We start from the raw sequence: 23,062 nt of genomic DNA, 5'->3' as shown, positions 1-23,062 counted from the left end.
GGCTCGGGTACGGCTGCGCCGAGGACGACCGATGATGGGGTCACGAACCGCACGGATTGGCGTGAGCGCAACGCTGGTGGCCGTGTTGATCGCGGGGATCGTGGTGGCGCTGCGATTAGCAGCAGGCGCGGGCCATACGACGATCACCGCCTACTTCGTCAACACCAACGGGATGTTCGTTGGTGACGAGGTGCGCATCCTCGGCGTCCCGGTCGGCAAGATCGACCGGATCGAACCGGAACCGCAGCGCGCCAAGGTCACGTTTTACGTCGAGGACGAATTCAAAGTGCCCGCGGACGCGAAGGCCGTGGTCATATCACCGAATCTGGTGACCTCGCGGGCGATTCAGTTGACCCCTGCCTACATCAGCGGGCCAGTGCTGCAGACCAATTCGGTGATTCCTCTGGAGCGCACGGCGGTTCCGGTGGAGTTCGACGACCTGCGTCAGCAGTTACAAAAGCTGACCGAGGCCCTGCAGCCCACCGAAGCCGGCGGTGTCAGCAAGCTGGGCGCATTCATCGACAGCGCGGCAGACAACTTGCGCGGCAATGGCGCCAGCATTCGCGACACCATCATCAAACTGTCGCAGGCGTTTTCGGCGCTGGGTGATCACAGCACCGACCTCTTCAGCACCATCAAGAACTTGTCGATTGTGGTGTCGGCGCTGGAATCCAGTGCCAACTTGGTGCGCCAACTCAACGTAAACCTGGCCGCGACCACCGGCCTTTTGTCCGATGGTCCTACCCAGGTCGGCACGGCCGTCGCTGACATCAATTCCGTGGTCGGCGACGTGCAGAGCTTCGTGGCCGACAATAAAGACGCGGTGGGCACCGCCTCGGACAAGTTGGCGTCGGTCACCACGGCGCTGTACCAGAGTCTGGACGACATCAAGCAGACGCTGCACATTGCCCCCAACGCATTCCAGAACTTTGTGAACATCTATCAGCCTGCGCAGGGCACGTTGACCGGGGCTCTGGCCGTGACAAACTTCGCCAATCCGATCACGTTCATCTGCGGCGCCATCCAGGCGGCGGCGCGGCTGAACGCGAAGGAGTCGTCGAAACTGTGTGTGCAGTATCTGGCCCCGATCATTAAGAATCGACAGATCAATTTCCCGCCGATCGGCGAGAATCTCATCAACGGGGCGACCGCGCGGCCCAACGAGGTCACCTTCAGCGAGGACTGGCTGCGTCCGGACTACGTGCCTCCGCTTCGACCCAACGCTGCGCCGGCGCCCCACGCCGGTCCGGCGTCGGGCGCAGCGCCGCCGGACTCCGCCCCGCTACCAGCTGAGGTAAAGCAGACTAATCCTGCCAAGGGGCTGCCCGGCCTCATGGTGACCCAGAGTGGTGGCTGATGAGGCCGACCAGAGGGGTGCGCACAGTAGCGATCAGTGCCTTGTTGATCTTGGCCATGTCCGGCTTGCCTAGTTGCGGGTGGCGCGGCATCAACTCGATTCCGCTGCCCGGAACCAAGGGCGGCGGGCCCGGTTCGTTCACGATCCAGGCCCAACTTCCCGACGTGAACAACATCGAACAGAACTCTCGGGTCCGAGTGGGAGACGTGACGGTCGGCAATGTCACCCGGATCGAACGGCAGGGCTGGCACGCGCTGCTGACGATGACGCTCAACGGAGACGTCGACCTACCGGTCAACGCGACGGCCACTATCGGGCAAACCAGCCTGCTCGGCTCGCTGCACATCGAGCTGGCAGCGCCGAAAGACTCGACGCCCGAAGGCAGATTGCATCAGGGCTCGCTGATTCCGCTGTCGTCGGGAGGCGCTTACCCGTCCACCGAGCAGACATTGGCCGCCGTCTCGCTGCTGTTGAACGGCGGGGGCACTGGGCAGATTCAAGAGATCACTCGTACGCTCAGCACCGCGTTCGCCGGACGCGAGGAGGACCTTCGCAGTTTGATCCATCAACTCGACGGTTTCGCCACCTACGTCAATGACCAGACTGGCGACATCATCGCCGCGAGCGACAGCCTCAATAACTTGGTGGGTCAATTCGCGGACCACAAGACCGTGGTGGACAAGGCGTTGAAGACCATTCCGGACGCGCTGGGTGTTCTCAAGGATGAACGCAACACGTTGGCCGACGCCCTTGATCAGCTGGGCAAGTTCAGCGCTCTGGCAGCCGATTCGGTCAACCAGACGAAAGAGAATCTGGTCAAGGAGCTCAAGGATCTCGGGCCCGTGCTTCAGTCGCTCGCCGACGCCGGCCCAGCATTGACTCGTTCGCTGGGCTTTTACGCGACGTACCCGTTCCCGAAGGACACCCTCAAGAAGTGGCTTCGTGGTGACTACGCGAACCTCACCGCCGTCATCGACCTCACTCTGAGCCGGCTGGACGCCGGGTTGTTCACCGGAACCCGCTACGAGGGCAATCTCACCCAGCTGGAGATGCAGTGGGGCCGCACCATCGGACAAATGCCCAGCCCGTACACGGCTGCCAATCCGCTTATCGTTCCGTACCGCTGGGATCAGGGGCGCTGACATGCATTTGACGAGGCGGATCCGCATCCAGTTAATGATTTTTTCGGCGATATCCATGGCAGCTCTACTGATCATGACTTTCGGCTACATCAGGTTGCCGGCGTTGTTGTTCGGAGTCGGTCACTATAGAGTGTCCCTCTCGCTGCCCACTACCGGCGGGTTGTACAAGAGCGGCAACGTCACCTATCGCGGTACTGAGGTTGGTCGGGTCGCGAGCGTGCGCTTGACCAAAACCGGTGTTGTCGATGCGGAGCTCTCGTTGAGATCCGACGTCTCGATACCGTCTGACCTCGACGCACAAATACACAGCACGTCAGCGATCGGTGAGCAGTACGTCGCGCTGTCGCCACGTAACGGCACGTCGCGGCCGTTACGAGACGGCGACAAGATCCCCATCTCGCGGGTCACGGTTCCCCCCGATATCAATGCGTTGCTGGACGCGACTAACCGCGGACTGTTGGCGATACCGCATGGAAACTTAAAAACGGTCGTCGACGAGTCCTATACCGCATTCGAGGGTCTGGGGCCTGACTTGGCGCGGCTCGTCAAAGGTGGTTCTCACCTGGCGATCGACGCGCGCAACGACCTCGATCCACTGCTGACGCTCATCGACAAGACCAAACCAGTCTTGGACACCCAGATCGACACTGCCGATTCGGTGCAGGCGTGGGCAGCGCATCTGGCCGACATCACTTCCTCGTTGCAGCGCAACGACACGGCGGTACGCGGCGTGCTCCAGAACGCCGGTCCTGCGGCCGAGGAGGTTCGCGGGCTCCTAGACCGGGTGAACCCCACACTGCCGGTAGTGCTGGCCAATCTGGTGAGCCTGAACCAGGTGGCGGTCACCTATCAGGCTGACCTCGAGCAGATCCTGGTGCTGCTACCCCAAGGGGCTCAGGCGATTCAGGGCGTCAACGTGGCCAACCACGACACCAAGCAGTCTTACAAGGGTGGGTTTTTGAGCTTCAACCTCAATCTCAACCTACCCCCGCCCTGCACCACAGGATTCTATCCGGCCCAGCAGCAGCGGTCGGCGTCCGATATCGACTACCCCGATCGCCCCCTGGGAGACGTGTACTGCCGTGTGCCGCAGGATTCACCGCTGAACGTCCGCGGTGCGCGCAATACGCCGTGTGAAACCAAGCCTGGCAAGCGCGCTCCCACGGCCAAGATGTGCGAAAGCGATGACTACTACGTGCCGCTCAACGACGGCTTCAACTGGAAAGGCGACCCCAACGCAACCCGATCCGGACAGGGAATTCCGCAACGCGCGGACAACACTCCACCGGCGCCCGGGCCGCCGACACCCGTACCTCCGGTCGGCACGGCCACGTACGACCCAAACACCGGCAGTTACGTGGGACCAGACGGGCGTATCTACACACAAGGGAACCTGAATCGCAGTGCCAACGCGGACCACTCCTGGCAGTCGATGCTTCTACCTCCAAAAGGAAACTGATTCATGCCAACGAGATCGACGTCTGAAGTCGATGATCCGTCACTCACGATGACGGAGCACGCGATGCGGGGCGACACAAGCACAGCGCGTTCCGACCGTTCGGAAAGGCCCACCAGCAGTGCAGGGGACGATGTCACCAACATTGACGATGGCAGCACCGAACACCCTGCGGCAGTCACAGCCGCAAGACCTGTGTCAAGTGTCCGGTCGGCGACGCTCGTCAGCATCCTCATGTTGGTGGCACTCGTCGGCGTGGTCGGCTGGCTAACGTACCGGTCCCATTTGTCCGACCGAGATGCCGAGCACCGCGATTTGTTCCTGCAGGTCGGCAAGCAGGCTGCTTTGAACCTGACGACAATCAACTGGCAGGAAGCCGATTCCGACATTCAGCGCATCCTCGACGGAGCGACCGGTCCGTTTCACGACGACTTCGCCAAGCGCAGCCAACCCTTCATCAGCGTCGTCGAGCAGGCAAAGTCCAAATCGGTCGGAACCATCACGGCGGCCGGCCTGGAGTCGGTGACCCCGGACGCGGCCCAAGTGCTCGTTGCGGTCAGCGTGAAAACCTCCACCGCCGATGGCCCCGAACAGGATCCACGCGCCTGGCGAATGCGCATCTCGGTGCAGAAGGTCGGCGATCAGGCGAAGGTTTCGAAGGTGGAGTTCGTGCCGTGACCGACGCCGAAGCTGTCGAAAAAACCGACAACACAGAACAGCCAGTCGCAGAGACCGCTTCCGGATGTGCCGAATCCTCGGACGCGAGCGCAACCGAAGATGCGGTTGACGACGACGCAACGACCGTGCCCGACGACGGCGATGCGCCGCCCGGCGGCTCCTTGGAGGACACTGACCAGGACGCCTCAGCTGCCGAAGTGCAGGACCTCACGCGGCGCACGTCTTGGTCGAAGGTAATGGCTTTCGGTGTATTGCCGGGACTGACAATGGTTCTCGCGATGACTGCGGGGTTTGTGAAGTGGCATCAATCGTCGGCCCGCGATGACAACTTGGCCCGCATCGAATCGGTGACAACCGCGCGCGAAGCGACGGTCACGATGCTGTCCTACCAACCCGACACCGTGGCCAAAAAGCTTGGCGCGGCGCGCGATCAGCTCACCGGGCCGTTCCGCGATTCCTACGCTTCGCTGACCAACGACGTGGTAATCCCGGGCGCTAAGCAGAAACAGATTACCGCGTTAGCGTCGGTGCCCGCGGTCGCGTCGGTGTCGGCGAATTCCAACCGCGCCGTCGCGCTCGTATTCGTCAACCAGACGCTTACCATCGGCGCCGACGCCCCTACCGAGACGGCATCCGCCGTACGGGTAACGATGGAAAAGGTCGGAAACCGTTGGCTCGTTTCCGGTTTCGACCCGGTCTGATGATTGTGGCGACTCGATGGCAGGCCCGACCCTTCAGGTCGAACGGTGAGCATGCACCAACAGCCGCCTGCGGAACTTACTCCCGATCCGGACCAAAGGCATTGGGGATCAACACAGTACGCGGCCAATCGTCCGGCCACTCCATCGTCGGTGGGTCAACGGGGGAAGGACAACACGTATGACGCGCGGACGGCAACGCTGCGGCACCGCGGTGACATCACTTGTCCTCACCGTGTTAAGCATCGCCGGCGCGCTCATTGCTGCGCCGGCTGCCCATGCGGACAACAAGCGGCTCAACGACTCGGTCGTGGCCAACGTGTACACCATTCAGCACCACGCCGGCTGCACCAACGACGTCAAAATCAACCCACAACTACGGCTGGCCGCGCAATGGCACACCGACGACGTGCTCAACAACCGCAATCTGGACGGCGACGTCGGGTCAGATGGGTCGACGGTTCAGGACAGGGCCAATGCTGCCGGCTTCAAGGGCGCCGCATCGGAGACCGTGGCAATCAACCCGGCACTGGCCATCAGCGGCATAGAGATTCTGAATCAGTGGTACTACCGGCCTGACTACATGGCGATCATGTCCAATTGCGCAAACAGCCAGATGGGGGTGTGGTCGGAAAACAGCCTCGACCGCACCGTCGTCGTTGCCGTATATGGCATCCCGAGTTGACGGTTCGAATGCTAGCCACCTGCAGCCGCCGGCGGGCTAAATGAGGGTTTCCCGACTCGGCCGCGACCATCAAAAGCGAAGGAGGGATGGCTGGTGAGGTGTATCCGGGCCCTGGCGAAGACGTTCGTTGGCTCGCTGGGCCTCACAGCGCTGAGCGTCCTGTGTTGTCTTCCGGCGCAAGCCGAACCGGCTGACGGTTCGTGTCCGTTGGCGATGCCGTTGATCTGCCGCTTCGTGCCAATCGAGCCGGATCTGGACGGCGACGTCGACCTTACGACGCAACTGCCTCCAGCCGGTCCGGGCCTCCCTGCGCCGGACTTGCTGCCGCCGACCGATGTATGTGCGCGCGGCTGTGGCTAGCCGAGCCGACGATCTAGCAACTCAGGCCACAAAAAGGACAGTCCTTCCTCAGCGTGGGCCGGGCCAACGCATCAACCGCTGCGAGATCTACATATGGAGCCAGGCCATGAATCGCAATGCATCAACTGTTACTCCGATTCTCGCCGCCGCAGCATCAAGGAATGGCACGCTCAGCTATCGCGACGGGACACGTGACAACGTCACCCAAGGCGATTCATTTGTTCCGAAGCGGTCGCTGCGCTGCGAATACCTGGGTGATTGAGGTTGTCACTCAGAGTTTTTCGGTGTGTTCACGCGGGCAATGAGGCGCTGTGCCTTCGGCGTTCGCAGCAGCTCGCTGACGCGGTGCCGGTCGCATCCCGAATAGGTGTGGACACGTGATCAGTGAATTCGACGAGTTCGAGGAGTCACGCCAGTGCGACGGAGTAGTGAGTCGCGAGGGCCCAGAACGTGAAGAGCTGGTCCGCTGGCTGCATGACCGCGGCTTTCGGATCGAGCAGATCCGCAAGTCTTTGAGCCCCATGATGCTGGCGGCTAACCGAATAATTGGTGACGACGGAACAACCGTGTCGGCGCGCGCCGTTGCGGACGCGAGCGGGTATCCATTAGAACTCATTCGACGACTACACCTTGCGGCCGGATTGGCCCGTGCTGACGATCCCGCAGAGACGCAGCACTGTCGCGCAGATGCCGAATCGATTCTGCCTGCGGCTGCCTTGGTGACGTTCGGCTTCGACCGCGAAGAAGTGGAACTGGTTGTGCGGCTATTGGTGGACGGTTTGACGCGCGTCGCAGTGGAGATGCGCCAAGCCGGGCTGCATGCCGTCGTACGACCGGCATCCACAGAGCTGGAGCTTGCCGCCGACTTGGAACGCGTCGCCCTTCAGGTCGAACCTGTGTTGGACCCGATGATCAATCAGTTGGCGCGACTGACCCTGCGACGCTCACTCGCTACCGAAGCGATCAACGCTGCCGAACGCGCCAGCGGACAGCTTCCAGAGGCTCAGCCGATAACCGTCGCGTTCGCTGACATGGTGGGATTCACCCGGCTAGGAGAAACCGTGCCGCCGCAAGACCTCATCAGCATTGCCGGTCGGCTGGCTGCCTTGACTCGAAGTTGCATTGTCGAGCCCGTTCAGCTGGTGAAAATTATCGGCGACGCGGTGATGCTGGTCAGCCCCGATGCCGAGAAGGTCGTTGAGGTTGTCCTCGAAGTGCTGCACTCCGCAGCGCGTTATGACCTCCCACAGATGCGCGCAGGCGTGGCGTTCGGGCACGCGGTCAGCCGAGCCGGCGATTGGTATGGCAGCCCGGTCAATATGGCCAGCCGGGTGACTGATGTAGCTCCCGCGGGTACGGCGCTGATCACCGAGACGACTCGGCTGGCCATTGGCGATGGTGGTGGTTTCAGCTGGTCGCTTGAAGAGACCACACACCTACGGGGGATACCGGGGAAGGTTCGGTTGTTTCGAGCGACGAGGAATTCGAATTGCTGACGGTGCCGATCGATCGCGAGACAGGCAGCGGGTGGCCAACCTGCGATATGTGAATTGGGAGTTTCTTGACTGTGGCGATTCATGCGGCAGGCATGTCAATGCGCAGCCAGCCAACGTCTTTACTCGAGGACGCTCTCGGGGCAACGCACGACCGGCGAATAGCATGCCGCATCCCACACCGCCAAAACCACCGCCGTTCTGTCTCCGCTGAGTTATTCATCGTAGTTTCAGATTGTTAGGAGGTAGGTCGAGTGTCATTGTGGCCCAACTCGTAGGCCCATTCTGGGTACCGTAGAGAGCCTCGGCGCGGCAGTCTCGATTTTTAGGACAACACCGACCGGCTTTGGCGCTTGTCCAATAGTCGGGTCGGGGTTACCGAATTGTTTACACCCGTAGTTAGGTGAGTTCGGGCAGCAGTGCCACCTGGTTGATCTGGCGGTGGCTGTTGCGGGTGGCCGCGGTTTCTGGAATGTTCTGCCCGCCAGCGATGACGGGCATTCGGCCTGCGGAACAGCCCTCCATCAGCAAATGTCTGTTCTGTGATCGCCGTTGAGTCTGCGACGTCGATCGTATCTGGATCGCGAGAGATTCCCTGCCTGGTCAAGTTGCACCGGGCTTCCGCCGCCGGCCCCGTTACGGTCGCCGGGTTCTGCCACCCAGCGGGGGCCACTGTGCCCAGCCGCCAACGACTCGGGGACGGGCACCTCGCCGCCATGCCATCCGTACGCCTGCACACCGCGTTTCAGTCAGAGCCGTAATACGGTGGTGGGTAGACACCCCGTAAGAGCCATGCGAACGCGGCGATCCCATATTCCAGTTCGTCGCTGGCGTCGTAGTCGGGATTCTGATCCATCTGGCCACTTTCCTCTCGATTCGCGGGCTACGCCGGTGATCTCGGCGCCTTCGTACGGGCGCGCCATACTGCTACCGGATGCTGGCAGCCATATCGCCGGACATCGCCGCAAGCTGCGGTCCCCAAGTCGACCAGCCGTGGTCACCATCAACAGGCATTTCGAAGTGGATGTTATGGCCCCCCACGGCGCGGTACTGCCCATAGAAGTCGTGGTTGGTGCTCTGTGCGATTTGTGGGTCGCCGATCATCGCTGCGGGATCACTGGCCGTCTTGGTTTGCGGGCTGAAGACCCACAGCCGGGTGTTGTTGTCGGCCAGTGCCTGCGCGTGCACGTACGGGGAATGACCCACCCAGCCACCGAGCTGCGGCGGCCCCCACATGTTGTCGGTGTCGACCCCGCCGAACGCCAGCATGCCCTTCCTGATGTAGCCGTTCACCGGCGTTCTCTCGGGCGACAAAAAGCCCGACATCGAGCCGGCGTAGCGGAAACGATCCGGATGAAAAGTCCCCAGTGCCAGGGCGGCGTAGCCGCCCTGCGAGGCGCCGACGACGGCGTGACCGCCGGGTGCCAGACCCTTGTTTGCGGCGAGCCAGTTCGGCAGCTCGCTGGATAGGAAGGTGTCCCACTGCTTGCTGCCGTCGCGCCCCCAGTCGGTGTACATGCTGTAGGCGCCGCCCGCTGGCGCCACCACCGAGATCCCCTTGCCCGCGAGTGTGTTCATCGCGTTGCCGGCGGTTACCCAAGTGCTCACGTCAGGTCCCGCGTTGAACGGGTCCAGCAGATACACCGCGTGCGGACCGCCGGCCATGAAGCTCACCGGGATATCACGTCCCATCGCCGCTGACGGCACCATCAGGTTCTCCATACCCGCCGCAGCCGCCCTGCCTGAAAATCCAGATATAGCTGACAACCCAACCGCGAGCACGGCAACGCACAGCATCCGCACCAACGCCGAGAGACGTCTCATATCGACCTCACCTGGCGCGCCTTCCCTGGGCGCAGTGCGTGCCCATGCTCGGGTGGCGCCCTCGTTCCGCTGTTTGCCCCCATGGAGAATCATCACGGTATCGACGGAGCGCGAAGCTAGCGCTCACGTTGTTCCGGCAGACGGAACCGCACATGATGGACGCACCAAGCCCGCTAGGTCCGTTCCGCCTCCCGAGATCGCATCCGCGTATTCACAGGGTGACCCGCAAATTCTGAGTTGCCCACCGTTTGGGTTTGGCGCGCAACTGGACCGGCTGCGCATACCGAACTTGAATCCGGTGCGTACAGCCGGACCGAAGCGATCCACAGCTTCGTTATTCGACCTCCCGACCGGCTGCCGTGACCCAATCGATAGACAAATGGCGACCAAAAATTGCACGCCTATCTCGACGAGAGCGCCCCGCGAAGCGTTCAGCGTTTCGTAAACCCAACTGTCGGCGTGCTGAGCGTCGACCGCTCGCGATCCTCCAAGCGCGATAATGATTGGAGGCATGCCCAGTGGTGTAGAACCGGCTCTCGAAAACGGATGCGGATCAGCCGTCGTCGCAGGTTCGCGTGGAATAAGTGAGCCCGTTGATGCCCCCCTTTGACTATCTTTCTCGAGACCTGCCCAGCCGGGTTCGGGGAAGTGACCGGCGTTGAATGCACGTCGAACCGCGGCTTTCGCGTGACCCGAGTCGTATTGCGCCGGGAGTCCCACGATCATCGGCGGGGTCGACGCGCAGTTCTACCCCGCAACAGTGGGTGCACTCAAGTCGGTGGGCCTCCGACCGTCCGGACATGTATAGGGGCCTAATTCGCTGACGCGAGCCCTGTCGCGGGGAGGGTGTTCACGCTTGTGGTGTCAGCGAAGACCCAGGGCCTTCGAGCTAAGCGGTGCAGAAGTCAACATATACGTTGATGAAATATCTGCGAGCCGATCGCCGTTTGCTCAGCGCCAACCGCTGGATCGGGTGTCTACCTGTCGACTAGCGTGTTGCATCGTGGTGGTTGATCTGCGGTAAAGCTACCCATGGATTGCCGATTTGCCACCAAGCACCCTGAGGAGACGCCCGCAGATGCCGCAACGCAGAACCACACGTTGAAGTATTGACCGCGTGCATTTGCAATGGCCTGCGCGAAAGCGGTTCAGAAAGTTTGAATCATATTGCTACACATAGGTATATCGATTTCAAAGCCGACGGAACCGCACATCATTCCGGAGACTGGATGGCTGCGCGAGTCAGTGGTTCGGTTGCGTCATGAGTTGAATTTCGTTAGTGCTTCAGACTGGGAACCACGATAGCCATACGCGATGTAAACCGCCCACTACCCCAGGTGGCGCGCGATTGCCGCGGGACGGCACGGACGACATTTGTATTGTGTTGAACGTTGCATAATTGTAAGGTACTTTCTACGATAGTGTTGACCTGATCGAGGGCTGTGGATGACAACGATGTCTAGCGGAACCCTTTGCACTGAGGCGCCCGCGCACGTGTCGAACTTCGTCCTGTTCGGACCGCAACGTGTTCTGATTTCCGGCGTCAGCATGGTCACTGCCACGATCTCGGCCATTCCTTGCGAGGGAGAGATCATCACAACCTGGACCGCGGTACGCGTGTCGCCGCAGGGCCAGACAGCTCCGAGATCCGATCCTCGACTCGTTCGCGGGCACCCGCAAATACCCCGTCCGCGACTACGAACGTTCCTCGGTACGGCTCTGCGACGCAGACGCCCACATGGCGTCCACTCCAGCAAACGCGCGTATTAGACAATGGCGCGCCACCGCATGTTGGGAAATCCCGAGCAGCCAGGTATGGCGCATAAATCGGCCGCGCCCTCGGCTGTGTGGAGCTTTGACCAGCGCCACCGCACGAAGCGCCGACAGTGCGTTCTCGGTACGGCATGGACCCAAATGCTCAGCGCCGCAACGTTAATTCCAATCGTGCTCGCCTGTGCCGCTAGTGGCGCGGCACGGCAATTCCCTGCACCAACACTGGAGCGGCCCGTCGCGTCAATTGTTCCGGTCGCGGTTGTGGCAGCGGCCGCGAGTGATCTGTCTGGGCCAGCCGCGGTGGCCGTCGCGCGACCACCACACCGCCTGCTAATCGCGGCGTCCACCGAATGGTCTCCGTCACCGCCCGGGGTCGTCAATTCGAAAGGTACCGTAGGGATTCCGCCGACCGCGTTAGCTGCGTACCGGAATGCCGAGCAAAAGATGGCCGCTTCTGACCCCGGCTGCGGAATCAGCTGGAATCTCTTGGCCGGTATCGGCCGGATCGAATCTAGGCACGCCGACGGCGGGGCGACCGATGCGCGCGGCACTGCGGTCCGGCCGATATATGGGCCCGCGTTGGATGGCACGCTCCCCGGCAACGAGGTCATTGTGCAGAGTAGCGCCGGCGGTCGAGTCAGTTACGTCCGTGCAATGGGCCCTATGCAGTTTCTGCCAGGAACCTGGGCACGTTACTCTTCCGACGGCGATGGCGACGGCGTCGCCGATCCTCAAAACCTTTACGACTCAACGCTGGCCGCTGCGCGGTATTTGTGCAGCGGCAGCCTGAACCTACGCGATCAATCGCAGATGATGACGGCAATTTTGCGCTACAACAACTCAATGCCCTACGCCCGGAATGTGGTGGGCTGGGCCGCGGCGTATGCCACCGGCGTCGTCCCGGTCGACCTGCCACCGGTAATCGGGCCGGCGCCACCGCTGGCAGATCCGCATCTGGAGAACCCGGAAGGTCTCGGGCCGGGGCTGCCGCTCAACATGCACGGCCTGCCCCCGTCTGACCCGCTGGCCCAGAGGCCGTTGATCGATTTCGGCCCGACACCGATTGCTGCCCCGCAACCGAACTGGCCATCCCAGCCGGTGGTGCCAGACACTGCCGATTGCACATTGATCTGTATCGGCCGCTAGGCATCCAGATGGCCCACCCACATCATCCATGGCGTCTATTCGACAGCCTCCTGTCTACCAGAGAGGCCCACTTCTAGTGGGCGAGAGGACGACGCAGAACGGGAATCGGTCATGAATAGAGCCGATGAACGGTTGCTGGCCTGGGCACTGGCCGACTCGGCGGCCGCGTTTCTGAAACCTGCCGACCGCACCTGGTTGTGCGTGAAAATTGGCGCTGGAGAGCAAGATAGCGCGATAAGGAGCCTACTTGTCTTCTTCGCTGATGCCGACGTCGAGTTGTCGAGGGAGTTGGCTGCGTCGATACAGGTCTGGATTCAGGGATATTCAGGAAGCGACAGCGAGCCGATCCTTCGGCACATCTACAACAGGATCTGTGTGTCAGACACTGATAGCGCCGTTCCTCAGCAACCCGGCGCCGACCACCGCCGCTCATCGCCACGCACGGCCGAGAGGCTACCGCTAGCGGATCCATATCGGAGAGTACCGGGCTGTAGCCCTAGGCGGAATGTCGGGGGTGGCGTGACGTGACACGATGCCGACTGAAGCCGCAGCACCGACGCGAACATCTGCTCGATACTGCGGCCGCGATGTTCGCGGAAAAGTCCTATGACGATGTCCTCGTGGAGGATATCGCCGCGAACGCGGGTGTATCGAGAGCGTTGATCTACCACTATTTTTCGAGCAAGCGAGACATTGACGTGGCGCTGTTCAAACATGCCAGCGGACGGCTCTTGGCACGCGCCAGCCCTAATCCGGAGCTGCCGCTCGCCGAACAGGTTACTACCGCGCTGGAGGCTCACATTAAATCGTCTGTCGACAATCCTTTCGATGCCGCCACGATCAACCGAAGTGCTCTGTCGGATGACCCAGCGATCCAGGCGATCGTCGCCGAACAGCTAGACGTCGTGGGCCAGCAACTGGTTGAAAAACTCGCCGCGGAGGGACGTCCGCCCGGTGTCAGCGAGATCGCGGTGGAGGGCTGGTTAGCTTTCGTCCGCGCAGCCTGCCTGAAATGGATTGATTCGCAGACCATCTCGCACGAGGACCTCACCGAAATGTGTCTCCAGGCATTCGACTGCGCCCTGGGTAGCCCAACCCCTACGAGCCGCACGCGTGCCCGGATTTCCGGCGTGATGCAATACCCGGGCGATCAGTTTACCGATGCGCAAATCAATGTCCGCAACCTTAACTCGGTCCCAGACGCAGCTGTCGGTCATGACAGCACTCGGCTTGGCAGCGCATCGGGCGGCAGTAGATAGACGACGTGAAGGCCAAGGCCAGTGCGCCCTTGTGCTGCCGACGCCTTTGCCGTCGATGCGACGGCTGTGGGAGTGGAGGAGGGCCGACTATCGCGAAACAGCCACCGGCACAACACCAAAGGCGGCGTTCGCGGCGGGTAAACTGCAACGGAGCCAATCAAATTTACATCGAGGAAAAAAATCATGATGTCACGCCAGTACTTCAGCCACGCTAACCGATGTGGCCCGTCAGCCGCGGCCTTGCTCCTCCTAAACGCCGCAATGAGCGCAGCCACGCTGTCGGCAGCCCCACACGCGCAAGCCGTTCCATCGCCCGACGTGGACTACCTGTATAACGTCACGGTGCGGCGGCACTACAACTTTCCAAATGGCGACGCCATCGGCTATGGCCATGGGATCTGTGACAAGGTCAGCGCGGGCCAGAGTTTTGCCCAGGTGATGGGAAATGTGAAAAATGACGTGACCCCGAACGACGAGTACGCGACAAATTTTTTGGTCTCATATGCGGTCAGTCAATATTGCCCGGAGCAAATCTGGCAGCTGCGAAATTCCGCGGCTGGGTACCAAGCTCCCCCGGGAACTGAAAGTCCGGTTGGCGGGCTCCAAGGCGACGTCGCCGGGAAGTGATGACCGAATACGGCTGCGCCGCGTGCGCTGGCAACTTGCTCGCAGACGTTAGTAACTGTCATGGGTCGCTACGCTGACACCGTTCTAGGACAACATGACTCAGGTAAATCTGTTCGGAGTAGAGCAGTTCCGTCGATCAATTTCCGGATGGATCCCTGTCTCACCCATCGGTGTTCTTTAACGCACGCTGGTCCGCACTCCATCTAGAGGTTCTGCCCCGCGAGAACACACTCGTCCTCACAACTGGAAAACGAACTCATATTCAGTCTTGAGTTGCGGCGCCAACGTAAGCCGCCACCCCCCTCGATCGGGTGCTGGGGGTCAGTGAAACGGTTCGCCTGCCCCCGGGCCCGTGTGGTCGTTAGCGACTGGAAGCACGACTACAACCATTGCCGCCGGCACTCCTCGCTGGGCTACCAATCGCCAGCCGCTACGCTGCCAGCTTGTACCCACCTATGAACGACTCTCGTTCGCCGTGGACCATTTCACATGGTCTGGTCAGGACGCTGACGCGGACGCGTGCCCCGGGCAGTCAGCATTTGAGCAGGTGCGTTTAGTAGCGGCTAGTTACTTCAGGTAGGGGTCGGCCCAAGCGCTGATAATGCGCGCCGCGCGCGCAGCCTGATCTCTGCCGGTGAGCAGGTGGTCGGCGCCTTCCAAAGAGACGAAGCTACGTGGATGGCGCGCAGCGCTGAAAATGTGGCTCGCGTGTTGGATACTTACGGTGTTGTCGGTAGGAGAATGCAGAATGAGAATTGGCCGGCGCAGTGTGCGGATCCGTTCGCGAAGATCGGCGACACGAACATCTTCGATGAAATGTCGCTTGAGCGTGAGTGCCTTGCCGCCGATGAGAAATGGTGCTTCCCCCTCGGCCTCGATCCGCTGAACGAGCGCGTCGTAGATATTTTCGACATGGCCTGGGCTGAACGGTGCGCCGATGCTCGCCACCGCGGTGATTGTGTGGCATGCGTGTGCAGCGGCAATCACCGCGGAGCCTCCGAATGAGTGTCCGACAAGGATTCGCACCTCGCGGTTGGACTCATTCATAAACTGCACTGCCCGCAGAGTGTCTGCGACTTTATGTGAGAAGGACCCGTCGCCCCAGTCACCGTCGGAGTCACCCAAACCAAGATTGTCGAAACGCAGCATGCCGATGCCCTCGGCCGCCAGTTGCTTACAGACACGACTGGCCGCCGGACAGTCCTTACCCAAGGTGAACCCGTGGGCGAACACTCCCCATCCACGTACGTGACCTCTGGGGAGATCGATTAGGCCGGCCAATTCCGGCCCGGCGCTGCTCGGGAATCGGACACGCTCGGCCACTCAGAGCTCCTTTCGATCCACGGTGCAACGGCGTTCAGGCATAGCAGCGGCGGTCCGCAGTCCTTCGATCGGCGCTCTGGCGCAACATGGTTGAATCGCATTCGCGAACGACGCGGTGAGCAGTGCACCGACCGTTCGCCACTTCCCGACATTAATGCTTCGTCTGAAATTCTTAGGATATCGGGTTCTCATGAGTCGCGAGCTGCAAACCTGTTGACGTGCAGCCAGCGCGGTGTTTAGCTACGGTTGATCGGCAGACGCTACAGTCTCAAATCGTTGATACCAGGCCAACACCTCTGTGAGACAACACTTGCCAAGCTGAGCAATGATCAGAACCTGTGGATGAGCCGTGGCGGGGCGGCCTGAAAGTGGGCGCACCTTCCCGGGGATGATCTGAAGTCCAAGGTTCTCTGATCAAGACCGGCGTTGGCGCGCTGGTTGGGAAGGTACGCCCATGCTCACCGTAGTTCACGACACCGATGAGGCCAACGCCAATGACGGGGGTCTTAGTCGGTCGTTGTTGGATGAGATCGTCCGCGACGGCGCCCGGCAGATGTTGGCCGCGGCGTTGCAGGCCGAAGTCGCCGCCTACATCGACGCTCACGCCAGCGACGTCGATGAGAACGGTCGCCGGCTGGTGGTCCGCAACGGCTCGCACCGCGAGCGGGAGGTGCTCACCGCCGCGGGTGCGGTGACGGTGACCGCGCCACGAGTGAACGACAAGCGCATCGATGCCGATACCGTTGAGCGGCAGCGGTTTTCCTCGGTGATTCTGCCGGCGTGGGCGCGCAAATCCCCGCAGATGACCGAGGTGCTGCCGCTGCTGTATCTGCACGGCCTGTCGACCAGTGACTTCGGTCCAGCCCTGGAGCAGTTCCTGGGGTCGGGTGCCGGTTTGTCGGCCACGACGATCACCCGGCTCACCGCGCAGTGGCAGGACGAGGCCAAGACATTCCAAGACCGTGATCTGTCGGGCACCGACTACGTCTACCTGTGGGTCGACGGGATCCACCTCAAGGTACGCCTCGAGCAGGAGAAGCTGTGTCTGTTGGTGATGATCGGCGTGCGGTCTGATGGTCGCAAGGAGCTCGTCGCGCTGGCTGATGGGTTCCGGGAGTCGGGTGAGTCGTGGGCTGATCTGCTGCGGTCGTGTCGCCGCCGCGGGATGACGGCCCCGGTGCTGGCCGTGGGGGACGGGGCGCTGGGGTTCTGGAAGGCCGTGCGCGAGGTGTTCCCGGCTACCCGGGAGCAGCGCTGCTGGTTCCATAAGCAAGGCAATGTGCTTGCCGCGCTGCCGAAGTCGGCGCATCCCGGTGCGATCTCCGCGATGCGAGAGATCTACAACGCCGAGGACATCGACCATGCGCAGGTCGCGATCAAGGCGTTCGAGGTCGACTACGGCGCCAAGTACCCTAAGGCGGTCGCCAAGATCGTCGACGACGCCGACGTGCTGCTGGAGTTCTACAAGTACCCGGCCGAGCACCGGATCCACCTACGGACCACCAACCCGATCGAGTCGACCTTTGCGACCGTGCGGTTGCGGACCAAGGTCACCAAGGGCCCGGGTTCACGCGCGGCCGGGATTGCGATGGCCTACAAGCTGATCGACGCTGCGCAAGCCCGCTGGCGGGCAGTCAACGCCCCGCACCTGGTAGCCCTGGTCCGTGCTGGCGCGGTGTTCCACAAAGGCAAACTGCTCGAACGACCCGTCGACATCACGCCCACCGAACCCGAGGCTGAATCAACCGAGACGGAGGTCGCCTGAACGACCTCATCCACAGACCTGCGATGGTTTAGCAGTTCGGTGCGGGCTGAGGCGAACGGATGATGTGGCTTTACGCCGAATCGGTGGGTTGAGGTGCCGTGGCAGTTTCGACGGCGGTAAACGACGCGTCGATGATCGCAACGAGATCACGATCGTCAGTCTGTGCCCAGGTTTGCAGCGCGGTGGTAAAAACGGCGACGGCGACCGCGGCATGCACGGTGACAACCAAACCCTCTTGGGCCTGGCCGCTTCGGCGCGCGAGGGACCGGGCGAATAGGTCGCGAGTGTCATCCATGGCGACGATCGCGCGGGCTCGCAACTCGGGCGTACCCATCACCAGCCGCACACGGGTGAGAATCCTTTGGCGGTCTGCCGGCAGGACCGCTTCTAGCCAGGCCGACAGCGCGGCGCTGATCGCAGCCATTGGTGACTCGCGCGGAGGTCGGGCAGCGATGAGCTCCTCGATCATCGGATCATACTCACGTGTTTCGACGACGTTCTCCTTGCGGGGGAAATAGCGAAAGAAAGTCATGTGAGACACACCCGCGGCAGCCGCAATGTCTTCGACCGTCGTGTGGTCGTAGCCGTTGGCCGCGAAGAGGCGTAACGCGTGTTCCTGGATCGACCTGCGTGTGGCCGCTTTCTTACGGCTGCGCCAGTCGCCGCTCGTCACCGCGCCAACGCCACTAAGCCGCTCGGACCCGCTCCGACCACGACCACATCCGCAGAACCTGACTGCAACGCCATGTTATTATGCTAACATGTTACTAAGCTAACAGCGCAGTATTGGTCTCACGGCAACAGAGGTGTCAGATGGCTCACGTCGGGAAGACAATCGTGCATCCGCTCAGCGGCGAGCGGCTGACCTTTCTTGAAACCGCCGCAACGACCGGCGGTGATCTCCTCAAGATCAGTATCGAGATGGCACCGGGCGGCACCTTGGGGCGACCCCACGTCCACCCTCGGGCAGATGAAGAATTTGAGGTCATAAGCGGACGCATCCAACTCAAAAGTTCCGGTAAGACTCGGGTAGCCGAGGCAGGCGAAAGCGTGATCGTTCCGTCCGGCGCTGATCACATCTGGGGCAACCCGTTCGACGATCCGGCCACAATCACGGTCGCAGTCCGTCCGGCGCTCAAACTGGAGACATTCTTTGAGACCGCCTTTGGACTCGCCAGCGACGGGAAGTTGAACACTAAGACGCAAATGCCAAGCTTTCTGCAAATGGTCCTGATCGTGCACGAGTACCGCGACGACGTGACCCTGCCGGGCTTCGCGGGAATGGCCACACGCGGTTTAGGTGCCGTCTTAGCACCCGTTGCTCGCGCACGCGGATATCGAGGGCGCTATCCCCAATACAGCGACCCAGATTCTCCGTAGCCGAGCGGAAGTAACCCCAGGGTGTGAGCGCCGAAATTCCGCGGGCCGAAGGCGCCTTTCGCGCTCCACGGACTCGTCAAACCACTCCAAATCACGAAGAGCCATCAAAGCCGGCGGTGCACTGTCTCGGAATCCATTGTGCGGCAGAACCCTAGGTGACACAGATGCGTTGTGATCGGGTTAGGGCGCGCCGTCAGTGCTCAGGGAGTGTATCCACTGGTCCGAGACGCTCGCCGCGGCCTCGACAACACCACACCGGGTCGCGGCACCCCGGACGATACCTCGGAAACCGTATAACCACCCGCGCCCCGATCCACAACTATTGACAATTACTCTGCCAAGCTAGGCCGCAAGTCAGACATCGATATATTTGACCGCGGCCCTCCCTCCACGGGTGACTGGGCGTCACTGTGACGAATTCTCAACTGGACACTGAATAAAGAGATCGCGATCGCCGACAAACGGGATAGGTGATGAACTGGCGTTTGGCAGCGAAGATTAGTAAGCTCCCGCGACACGCCGAAGTCTGTCAAAGTAGGCAGGCGTGTTTGGGCAATCTTCGCTGCATCTCGATAGCTGTCGTGGTGATCGTCGTTGCCGGCTTTACGTGCGGCCTTGTTTGACTTGGCGCTCGATGCCGGTGCTTTTGAAGCGGTACCGGGCCATGTCGACGGTTACGTCGTAGTCGGATGCGATCTGCTCGACGGTAGCTCCGCGGCGTCCTGCTGAAATCAATAGTGGGCGTGGCAACAGCAGTGTGCCGCCAAAGGTCGTCGCTTCCTCCTCTTCGTCGGGCTTGCAGGTGCGGAAAGGTTGTCCGCTGACTTCACGAATTTCTGACAACCTGTGATCGAGGATGATGTGCGCCAACTCGTGGCTGAGATCGCTGTTCTGGCGGCCGAGTGCCCGCAGCGGGCTGACGACGATGATGGCGTTGTCCGCGATCCGGAAGGTCGCAGCAGAGAACGAAAAGCTTTGCAGGCGTTCGAGTTCTTCCAGATCTTGGCGTGGAACCAGCTGATCGGCGTCAACGACAGAAACTCCGAGGTGGTCGGCGAGGGTGCGGGGGTTGAGGCCATCGTGGGGGTGGAGTCCTAATTCGCGTCTCAGCCGTGCAGCTTCGCGTTCCGCGTCGGCTTTGAAACCTCGGCGCAGTGTCATAATTCGCCAGTGGCAACTTTCCGCTCGAGCTCATCGCGCATCTTGGTCAGCAATGCATTGAGGCGCTCTGGCACGCCTGGGCGCAAGGTCGAGGCAGCGCGCAGATGACACGCGACAACCGGGCGTTCGGTCGTTTCGGTCGCCAAGGCCTGGTACATGCTGCGCAGCATCTCGGTGATCTTCCGCGCCGCGTCAGGTGCTAGGCGTGGGTCGCTGGAGAGATGACTCACCACAACGTCGATAGGCGCCACCTCGCGAGCCGGCGCAGGAGCAAAGAAGTGACTAGGGGGCACGCCAAGCCACGCGCACAGCAACGTAAATGAGGTCAGGTCGGGCTGGGACCCGGCTTCAACGCGGGAAAAGGTGCTGAAGCTGACGTTGGCCTCTTGAGCAGCCTGTCGCAGCGAGAGATTGCCTCTGTGCTCTCGCAACATCGGGCCAAGCTGACTGATGTCGAGAAGTTCGTTCGGCGCTGGGACCTCGGGCTTCGCCACCTCACCGCCGCTCATCGCAACACCGCACGACCTCGTCCATCTGTCGAGTGTATGCATAGCCCGATGCAGCATAGATGAAACGACACGTTGAATCATCAAAACAATAGTGCCGCTTTAGTGAAACAAGATGATACCCTCGTACTGATAGCACGATGGCACGAGAAGGAAGGACATCCGGTGACAAGTCCCGAAATCCGTCTTGAGATCGACGGCAAACCGCAAGTCACGATCGACAACGATCAGGAAGCCGCGGCGCTTCTGCGGTCCGTCGGGCGCGATCCGGCGCATTACGACTTGTCGCGTGTCGATGATGCTGGCGACGAAACTTTTTTCAAGGCAAGCGATCTGGTGCAAATCAGCCCCGGCGATCGCTTCCGTACGCGGCTGAGGATCGACTTCACGATCGACGGCGACGTGTTCACCACGCACGACAACGAGCAAACGGTGGATGACCTGCTGCGTCTCGCGGGACTGGACCCTAACCGCTTTGACATCGCCAAAGTTGGTGAGCCCGCACTGGATCGGGACGAACTTGTCCACATCGCCACTGGAGACCGGTTCGTGACGGCGAGACGCGACAACCCGGTGGCCTAGACATGATTGCATCCGACGCCGGTGTTCGCCGGTTCATCGCCGACCTCGCCGCCGCAGAGGTGTCAGCGCGGGTCGAGGGTCCTGCGGTCATCTACGCGGTCACGCCGATCGACGGTGTGCTCGCCGGAGTCGAGGTGCAGACAGCAGTCAGCATCAGCGAACTGCATTCATGGCCGCTCGCGGTACCACACTGGCTGCACTTCCCGACTTCAGTGACCTTCGCGCACAGCAACATCAACACCGACGACTGTCTGACTGGCTGGCAACGCCACTCCCGCGACATCGGACATTGGGACACCTCGTCGCCAGCCGCCCGCGGCTGGCTGGCCCACGTCCGGGGCGCACTGACAACCGCGACGGAGCCAGCTTAAATGCGCTACTCGGTCGCTATGTCTGGCGAAGTCGCCGATCAGGCCTGCCAGCACTTATTACGCGACGACGGCCAAGAGGACGTGCTCCTAGCGACCTGCACCATCTCCACCGGCGCAGGACGGACCACCATGCTGATCCACACCCTGGTGCACCCCGAGCATGGTGACCGTACGGTGCACGGAAACGCATCCTTCAGCGGTCGCTACATTCTTCGGGCCGCAGCACAGGCGGCTCAGCACGGTCACGGCCTGGTGATGATGCACTCCCACCCGGACGGCTGGGGCTGGCAGGCACTGAGCCGCACCGATCACGACACCGAGCACGAGACCGCCCGCATCGCGTTCGAGTACACCGGATTGGCACTCACCGGAATGACTTTGGCGGGTGACGGCACCTGGTCGGCGCGGCTGTGGCCACACACGTCGACACGTCCGCGTTGGGCCGAGACGGTCCGGGTCGTCGGACCCAAGCTGGAAGTGTCGTTCAACGAACGACTCCGTCCTCCACCGCCACCGTCGGAATCGGAGGCTCGCAGAATCGCTGCATGGGGCCCGAAGACTCAGGCTGACATCGCCCGCATGCGGGTGCTGGTCGTAGGTGTCGGCAGCGTGGGCCTCGACGTCGCACTACGGCTCGCCGCCGCCGGCATCATCAACATCGGCGTCATGGATCCCGACGTTGTCGAAAAGATCAATCTCGATCGAATGGTAGGTGCAACTCGAGCCGACGCTAGGCGCCGCAGACCCAAGGTCGACGTCGCCGTGAGAGAGATGCTTAGAGCCGCGACGGCGGAACACCCACAGTTCGAACGGTTTCCGATCAATGTGTGTACGAAGGAAGGTTTCCACCGCGCCCTGGACTACGACGTCATCATCTGTTGTGTCGACCGCCCCTGGCCACGCGCGGTGCTCAACAGCGTCGCGTACGCCGACCTAATTCCTGTGATCGACGGAGGACTGGCCATCCAGACGTTCGACGACGGCACTATGAGATCGGGAAGCTGGCGCGCGCACACCCTTGTTCCTCAGCGGCCATGCCTGTTGTGCAGCGGCCAGCTCAACCCCACTGACCTGCAGCTGGACCTACAGGGGAAGCTCGATGATCCCGCATACATTGAACAATCCGGCCGCCAACCAATCGCAGGCTTGCCCAACGTGGCGCTCTACTCGGCGTCTGTCAGCGCGGCCCTCCTGGCTCAGTTCGCGAGCGTGACTGCCCACCCCGGCCGCGAAGGGGTGCCGTATCCGCTGCGATATCAGCTCGCAGTCCACACGTTGGATCGTCCAAGCACCGTCAGTGGCGCGCATTGCCCCTACGAGGGTCAGACTGCTGCGGGTGATAGGCGAATTGCATTGGCTCCCGCGCCATCCCAGGCCGGCCAGCTTCTTCGCTATGCGAGGATTTCCAGGTCAATCGCAGCGTCTTTGCGTGCAGTGGCGGACTGGCTCGCCTGATCCCGCGGACGAGCGCGGCCG

Annotated in this window: 19 protein-coding genes and 4 pseudogenes; 17 read left to right on the top strand and 6 right to left on the bottom strand. The window is 61.7% G+C overall.

Annotation, left to right across the window (positions count from 1 at the left end):
• Positions 1-34: 34 nt before the first annotated feature.
• The 8 genes and pseudogenes from ACQY5A_RS26510 to ACQY5A_RS26475 all read left to right on the top strand — a co-directional run bounded on the left by ACQY5A_RS26510 (position 35) and on the right by ACQY5A_RS26475 (position 7,872).
• Entirely contained in the window at positions 35-1,357 is a 1,323-nt protein-coding gene (locus ACQY5A_RS26510) for an MCE family protein (protein ID WP_428343353.1), read from the top strand.
• A 56-nt stretch (positions 1,358-1,413) separates the two neighbouring features.
• Positions 1,414-2,499: a virulence factor Mce family protein gene (locus ACQY5A_RS26505; protein WP_428343352.1), complete on the top strand. Its 1,086-nt coding sequence runs from the start codon at positions 1,414-1,416 to the stop codon at positions 2,497-2,499.
• A 1-nt stretch (position 2,500) separates the two neighbouring features.
• Positions 2,501-3,958, top strand: a complete 1,458-nt coding sequence (locus ACQY5A_RS26500; RefSeq protein ID WP_428343190.1) for an MCE family protein — start codon at positions 2,501-2,503, stop codon at positions 3,956-3,958.
• A 237-nt stretch (positions 3,959-4,195) separates the two neighbouring features.
• The gene (locus ACQY5A_RS26495; RefSeq protein WP_428343189.1) at positions 4,196-4,633 is read left to right on the top strand and encodes a hypothetical protein; all 438 of its coding nucleotides are present in this window, start codon (positions 4,196-4,198) and stop codon (positions 4,631-4,633) included.
• Positions 4,630-5,334 carry a hypothetical protein gene (locus tag ACQY5A_RS26490; protein WP_428343188.1) on the top strand — a complete coding sequence of 235 codons (705 nt, stop codon included), beginning with the start codon at positions 4,630-4,632 and terminating at the stop codon, positions 5,332-5,334. The genes ACQY5A_RS26495 and ACQY5A_RS26490 overlap by 4 nt, the downstream gene beginning before the upstream one ends.
• A 211-nt stretch (positions 5,335-5,545) precedes the next feature.
• Positions 5,546-6,010 (top strand): annotated as a pseudogene (locus ACQY5A_RS26485) (CAP domain-containing protein); the annotation flags it as partial.
• 472 nt (positions 6,011-6,482) lie between these two features.
• Positions 6,483-6,638 (top strand): hypothetical protein, encoded by a 156-nt coding sequence (locus ACQY5A_RS26480; protein ID WP_428343187.1) that lies wholly within the window; start codon positions 6,483-6,485, stop codon positions 6,636-6,638.
• Between the two features lie 115 nt (positions 6,639-6,753).
• On the top strand, positions 6,754-7,872 hold the full coding sequence (locus ACQY5A_RS26475) for an adenylate cyclase regulatory domain-containing protein (RefSeq protein ID WP_428343186.1): 1,119 nt from the start codon (positions 6,754-6,756) through the stop codon (positions 7,870-7,872).
• Positions 7,873-8,614: 742 nt separating this feature from the next.
• Here the strand turns inward: ACQY5A_RS26475 and ACQY5A_RS26470 are convergent.
• Positions 8,615-8,722 (bottom strand): annotated as a pseudogene (locus ACQY5A_RS26470) (CAP domain-containing protein); the annotation flags it as partial.
• 74 nt (positions 8,723-8,796) lie between these two features.
• Positions 8,797-9,693 (bottom strand): alpha/beta hydrolase-fold protein, encoded by an 897-nt coding sequence (locus ACQY5A_RS26465; RefSeq protein ID WP_428343185.1) that lies wholly within the window; start codon positions 9,691-9,693, stop codon positions 8,797-8,799.
• A 1,914-nt stretch (positions 9,694-11,607) separates the two neighbouring features.
• On the opposite strand from ACQY5A_RS26465, the pseudogene ACQY5A_RS26460 reads away from it, so the two are divergent.
• From ACQY5A_RS26460 to ACQY5A_RS26445, 4 genes and pseudogenes are all read left to right on the top strand, one after another.
• A pseudogene (locus ACQY5A_RS26460) lies at positions 11,608-12,606 on the top strand (lytic transglycosylase domain-containing protein); the annotation flags it as partial.
• 530 nt (positions 12,607-13,136) lie between these two features.
• Positions 13,137-13,871, top strand: coding sequence for a TetR/AcrR family transcriptional regulator (locus ACQY5A_RS26455; protein WP_428343184.1), 735 nt, complete (start codon positions 13,137-13,139; stop codon positions 13,869-13,871).
• 261 nt (positions 13,872-14,132) lie between these two features.
• On the top strand, positions 14,133-14,498 hold the full coding sequence (locus ACQY5A_RS26450) for a DUF732 domain-containing protein (RefSeq protein WP_428343183.1): 366 nt from the start codon (positions 14,133-14,135) through the stop codon (positions 14,496-14,498).
• A 345-nt stretch (positions 14,499-14,843) separates the two neighbouring features.
• A pseudogene (locus ACQY5A_RS26445) lies at positions 14,844-14,957 on the top strand (integrase core domain-containing protein); the annotation flags it as partial.
• 108 nt (positions 14,958-15,065) lie between these two features.
• On the opposite strand, the gene ACQY5A_RS26440 reads toward ACQY5A_RS26445, so the two are convergent.
• Positions 15,066-15,821 (bottom strand): alpha/beta hydrolase family protein, encoded by a 756-nt coding sequence (locus ACQY5A_RS26440; RefSeq protein ID WP_428343182.1) that lies wholly within the window; start codon positions 15,819-15,821, stop codon positions 15,066-15,068.
• Positions 15,822-16,275: 454 nt separating this feature from the next.
• Here ACQY5A_RS26440 and ACQY5A_RS26435 point away from each other — a divergent pair, with 454 nt between their 5' ends.
• Positions 16,276-17,586 carry an IS256 family transposase gene (locus ACQY5A_RS26435; protein WP_428343181.1) on the top strand — a complete coding sequence of 437 codons (1,311 nt, stop codon included), beginning with the start codon at positions 16,276-16,278 and terminating at the stop codon, positions 17,584-17,586.
• Between the two features lie 70 nt (positions 17,587-17,656).
• Here the strand turns inward: ACQY5A_RS26435 and ACQY5A_RS26430 are convergent, their stop codons facing one another.
• Positions 17,657-18,259, bottom strand: coding sequence for a TetR family transcriptional regulator (locus ACQY5A_RS26430; protein ID WP_428343180.1), 603 nt, complete (start codon positions 18,257-18,259; stop codon positions 17,657-17,659).
• A gap of 140 nt (positions 18,260-18,399) precedes the next feature.
• On the opposite strand from ACQY5A_RS26430, the gene ACQY5A_RS26425 reads away from it, so the two are divergent.
• On the top strand, positions 18,400-18,966 hold the full coding sequence (locus tag ACQY5A_RS26425; protein ID WP_428343179.1) for a cupin domain-containing protein: 567 nt from the start codon (positions 18,400-18,402) through the stop codon (positions 18,964-18,966).
• Between the two features lie 603 nt (positions 18,967-19,569).
• On the opposite strand, the gene ACQY5A_RS26420 is transcribed toward ACQY5A_RS26425, so the two are convergent.
• Together ACQY5A_RS26420 and ACQY5A_RS26415 are read right to left on the bottom strand one after the other, a co-directional pair.
• Positions 19,570-20,127 (bottom strand): ImmA/IrrE family metallo-endopeptidase, encoded by a 558-nt coding sequence (locus ACQY5A_RS26420; RefSeq protein WP_428343178.1) that lies wholly within the window; start codon positions 20,125-20,127, stop codon positions 19,570-19,572.
• Positions 20,124-20,636 (bottom strand): helix-turn-helix domain-containing protein, encoded by a 513-nt coding sequence (locus ACQY5A_RS26415; protein WP_428343177.1) that lies wholly within the window; start codon positions 20,634-20,636, stop codon positions 20,124-20,126. The genes ACQY5A_RS26420 and ACQY5A_RS26415 overlap by 4 nt, the downstream gene beginning before the upstream one ends.
• Before the next feature lie 162 nt (positions 20,637-20,798).
• Here ACQY5A_RS26415 and ACQY5A_RS26410 point away from each other — a divergent pair, with 162 nt between their 5' ends.
• Genes ACQY5A_RS26410 through ACQY5A_RS26400 form a run of 3 tightly spaced genes read left to right on the top strand, consistent with a single transcriptional unit; the run spans position 20,799 to position 23,041 of the window.
• Entirely contained in the window at positions 20,799-21,215 is a 417-nt protein-coding gene (locus ACQY5A_RS26410; RefSeq protein ID WP_428343176.1) for a hypothetical protein, read from the top strand.
• A 2-nt stretch (positions 21,216-21,217) separates the two neighbouring features.
• Complete coding sequence (locus ACQY5A_RS26405; RefSeq protein ID WP_428343175.1) at positions 21,218-21,586, top strand: hypothetical protein; 369 nt, start codon at positions 21,218-21,220, stop codon at positions 21,584-21,586.
• 18 nt (positions 21,587-21,604) lie between these two features.
• The gene (locus ACQY5A_RS26400) at positions 21,605-23,041 is read left to right on the top strand and encodes a ThiF family adenylyltransferase (RefSeq protein ID WP_428343174.1); all 1,437 of its coding nucleotides are present in this window, start codon (positions 21,605-21,607) and stop codon (positions 23,039-23,041) included.
• Positions 23,042-23,062 lie beyond the last annotated feature (21 nt).

This window comes from Mycobacterium sp. (assembly GCF_965277065.1).
Classification (GTDB): Bacteria; Actinomycetota; Actinomycetes; order Mycobacteriales; family Mycobacteriaceae; genus Mycobacterium.
Note: the sequence above shows the minus strand (reverse complement) of the source record. Positions and strands in the feature narration are given on the sequence as shown.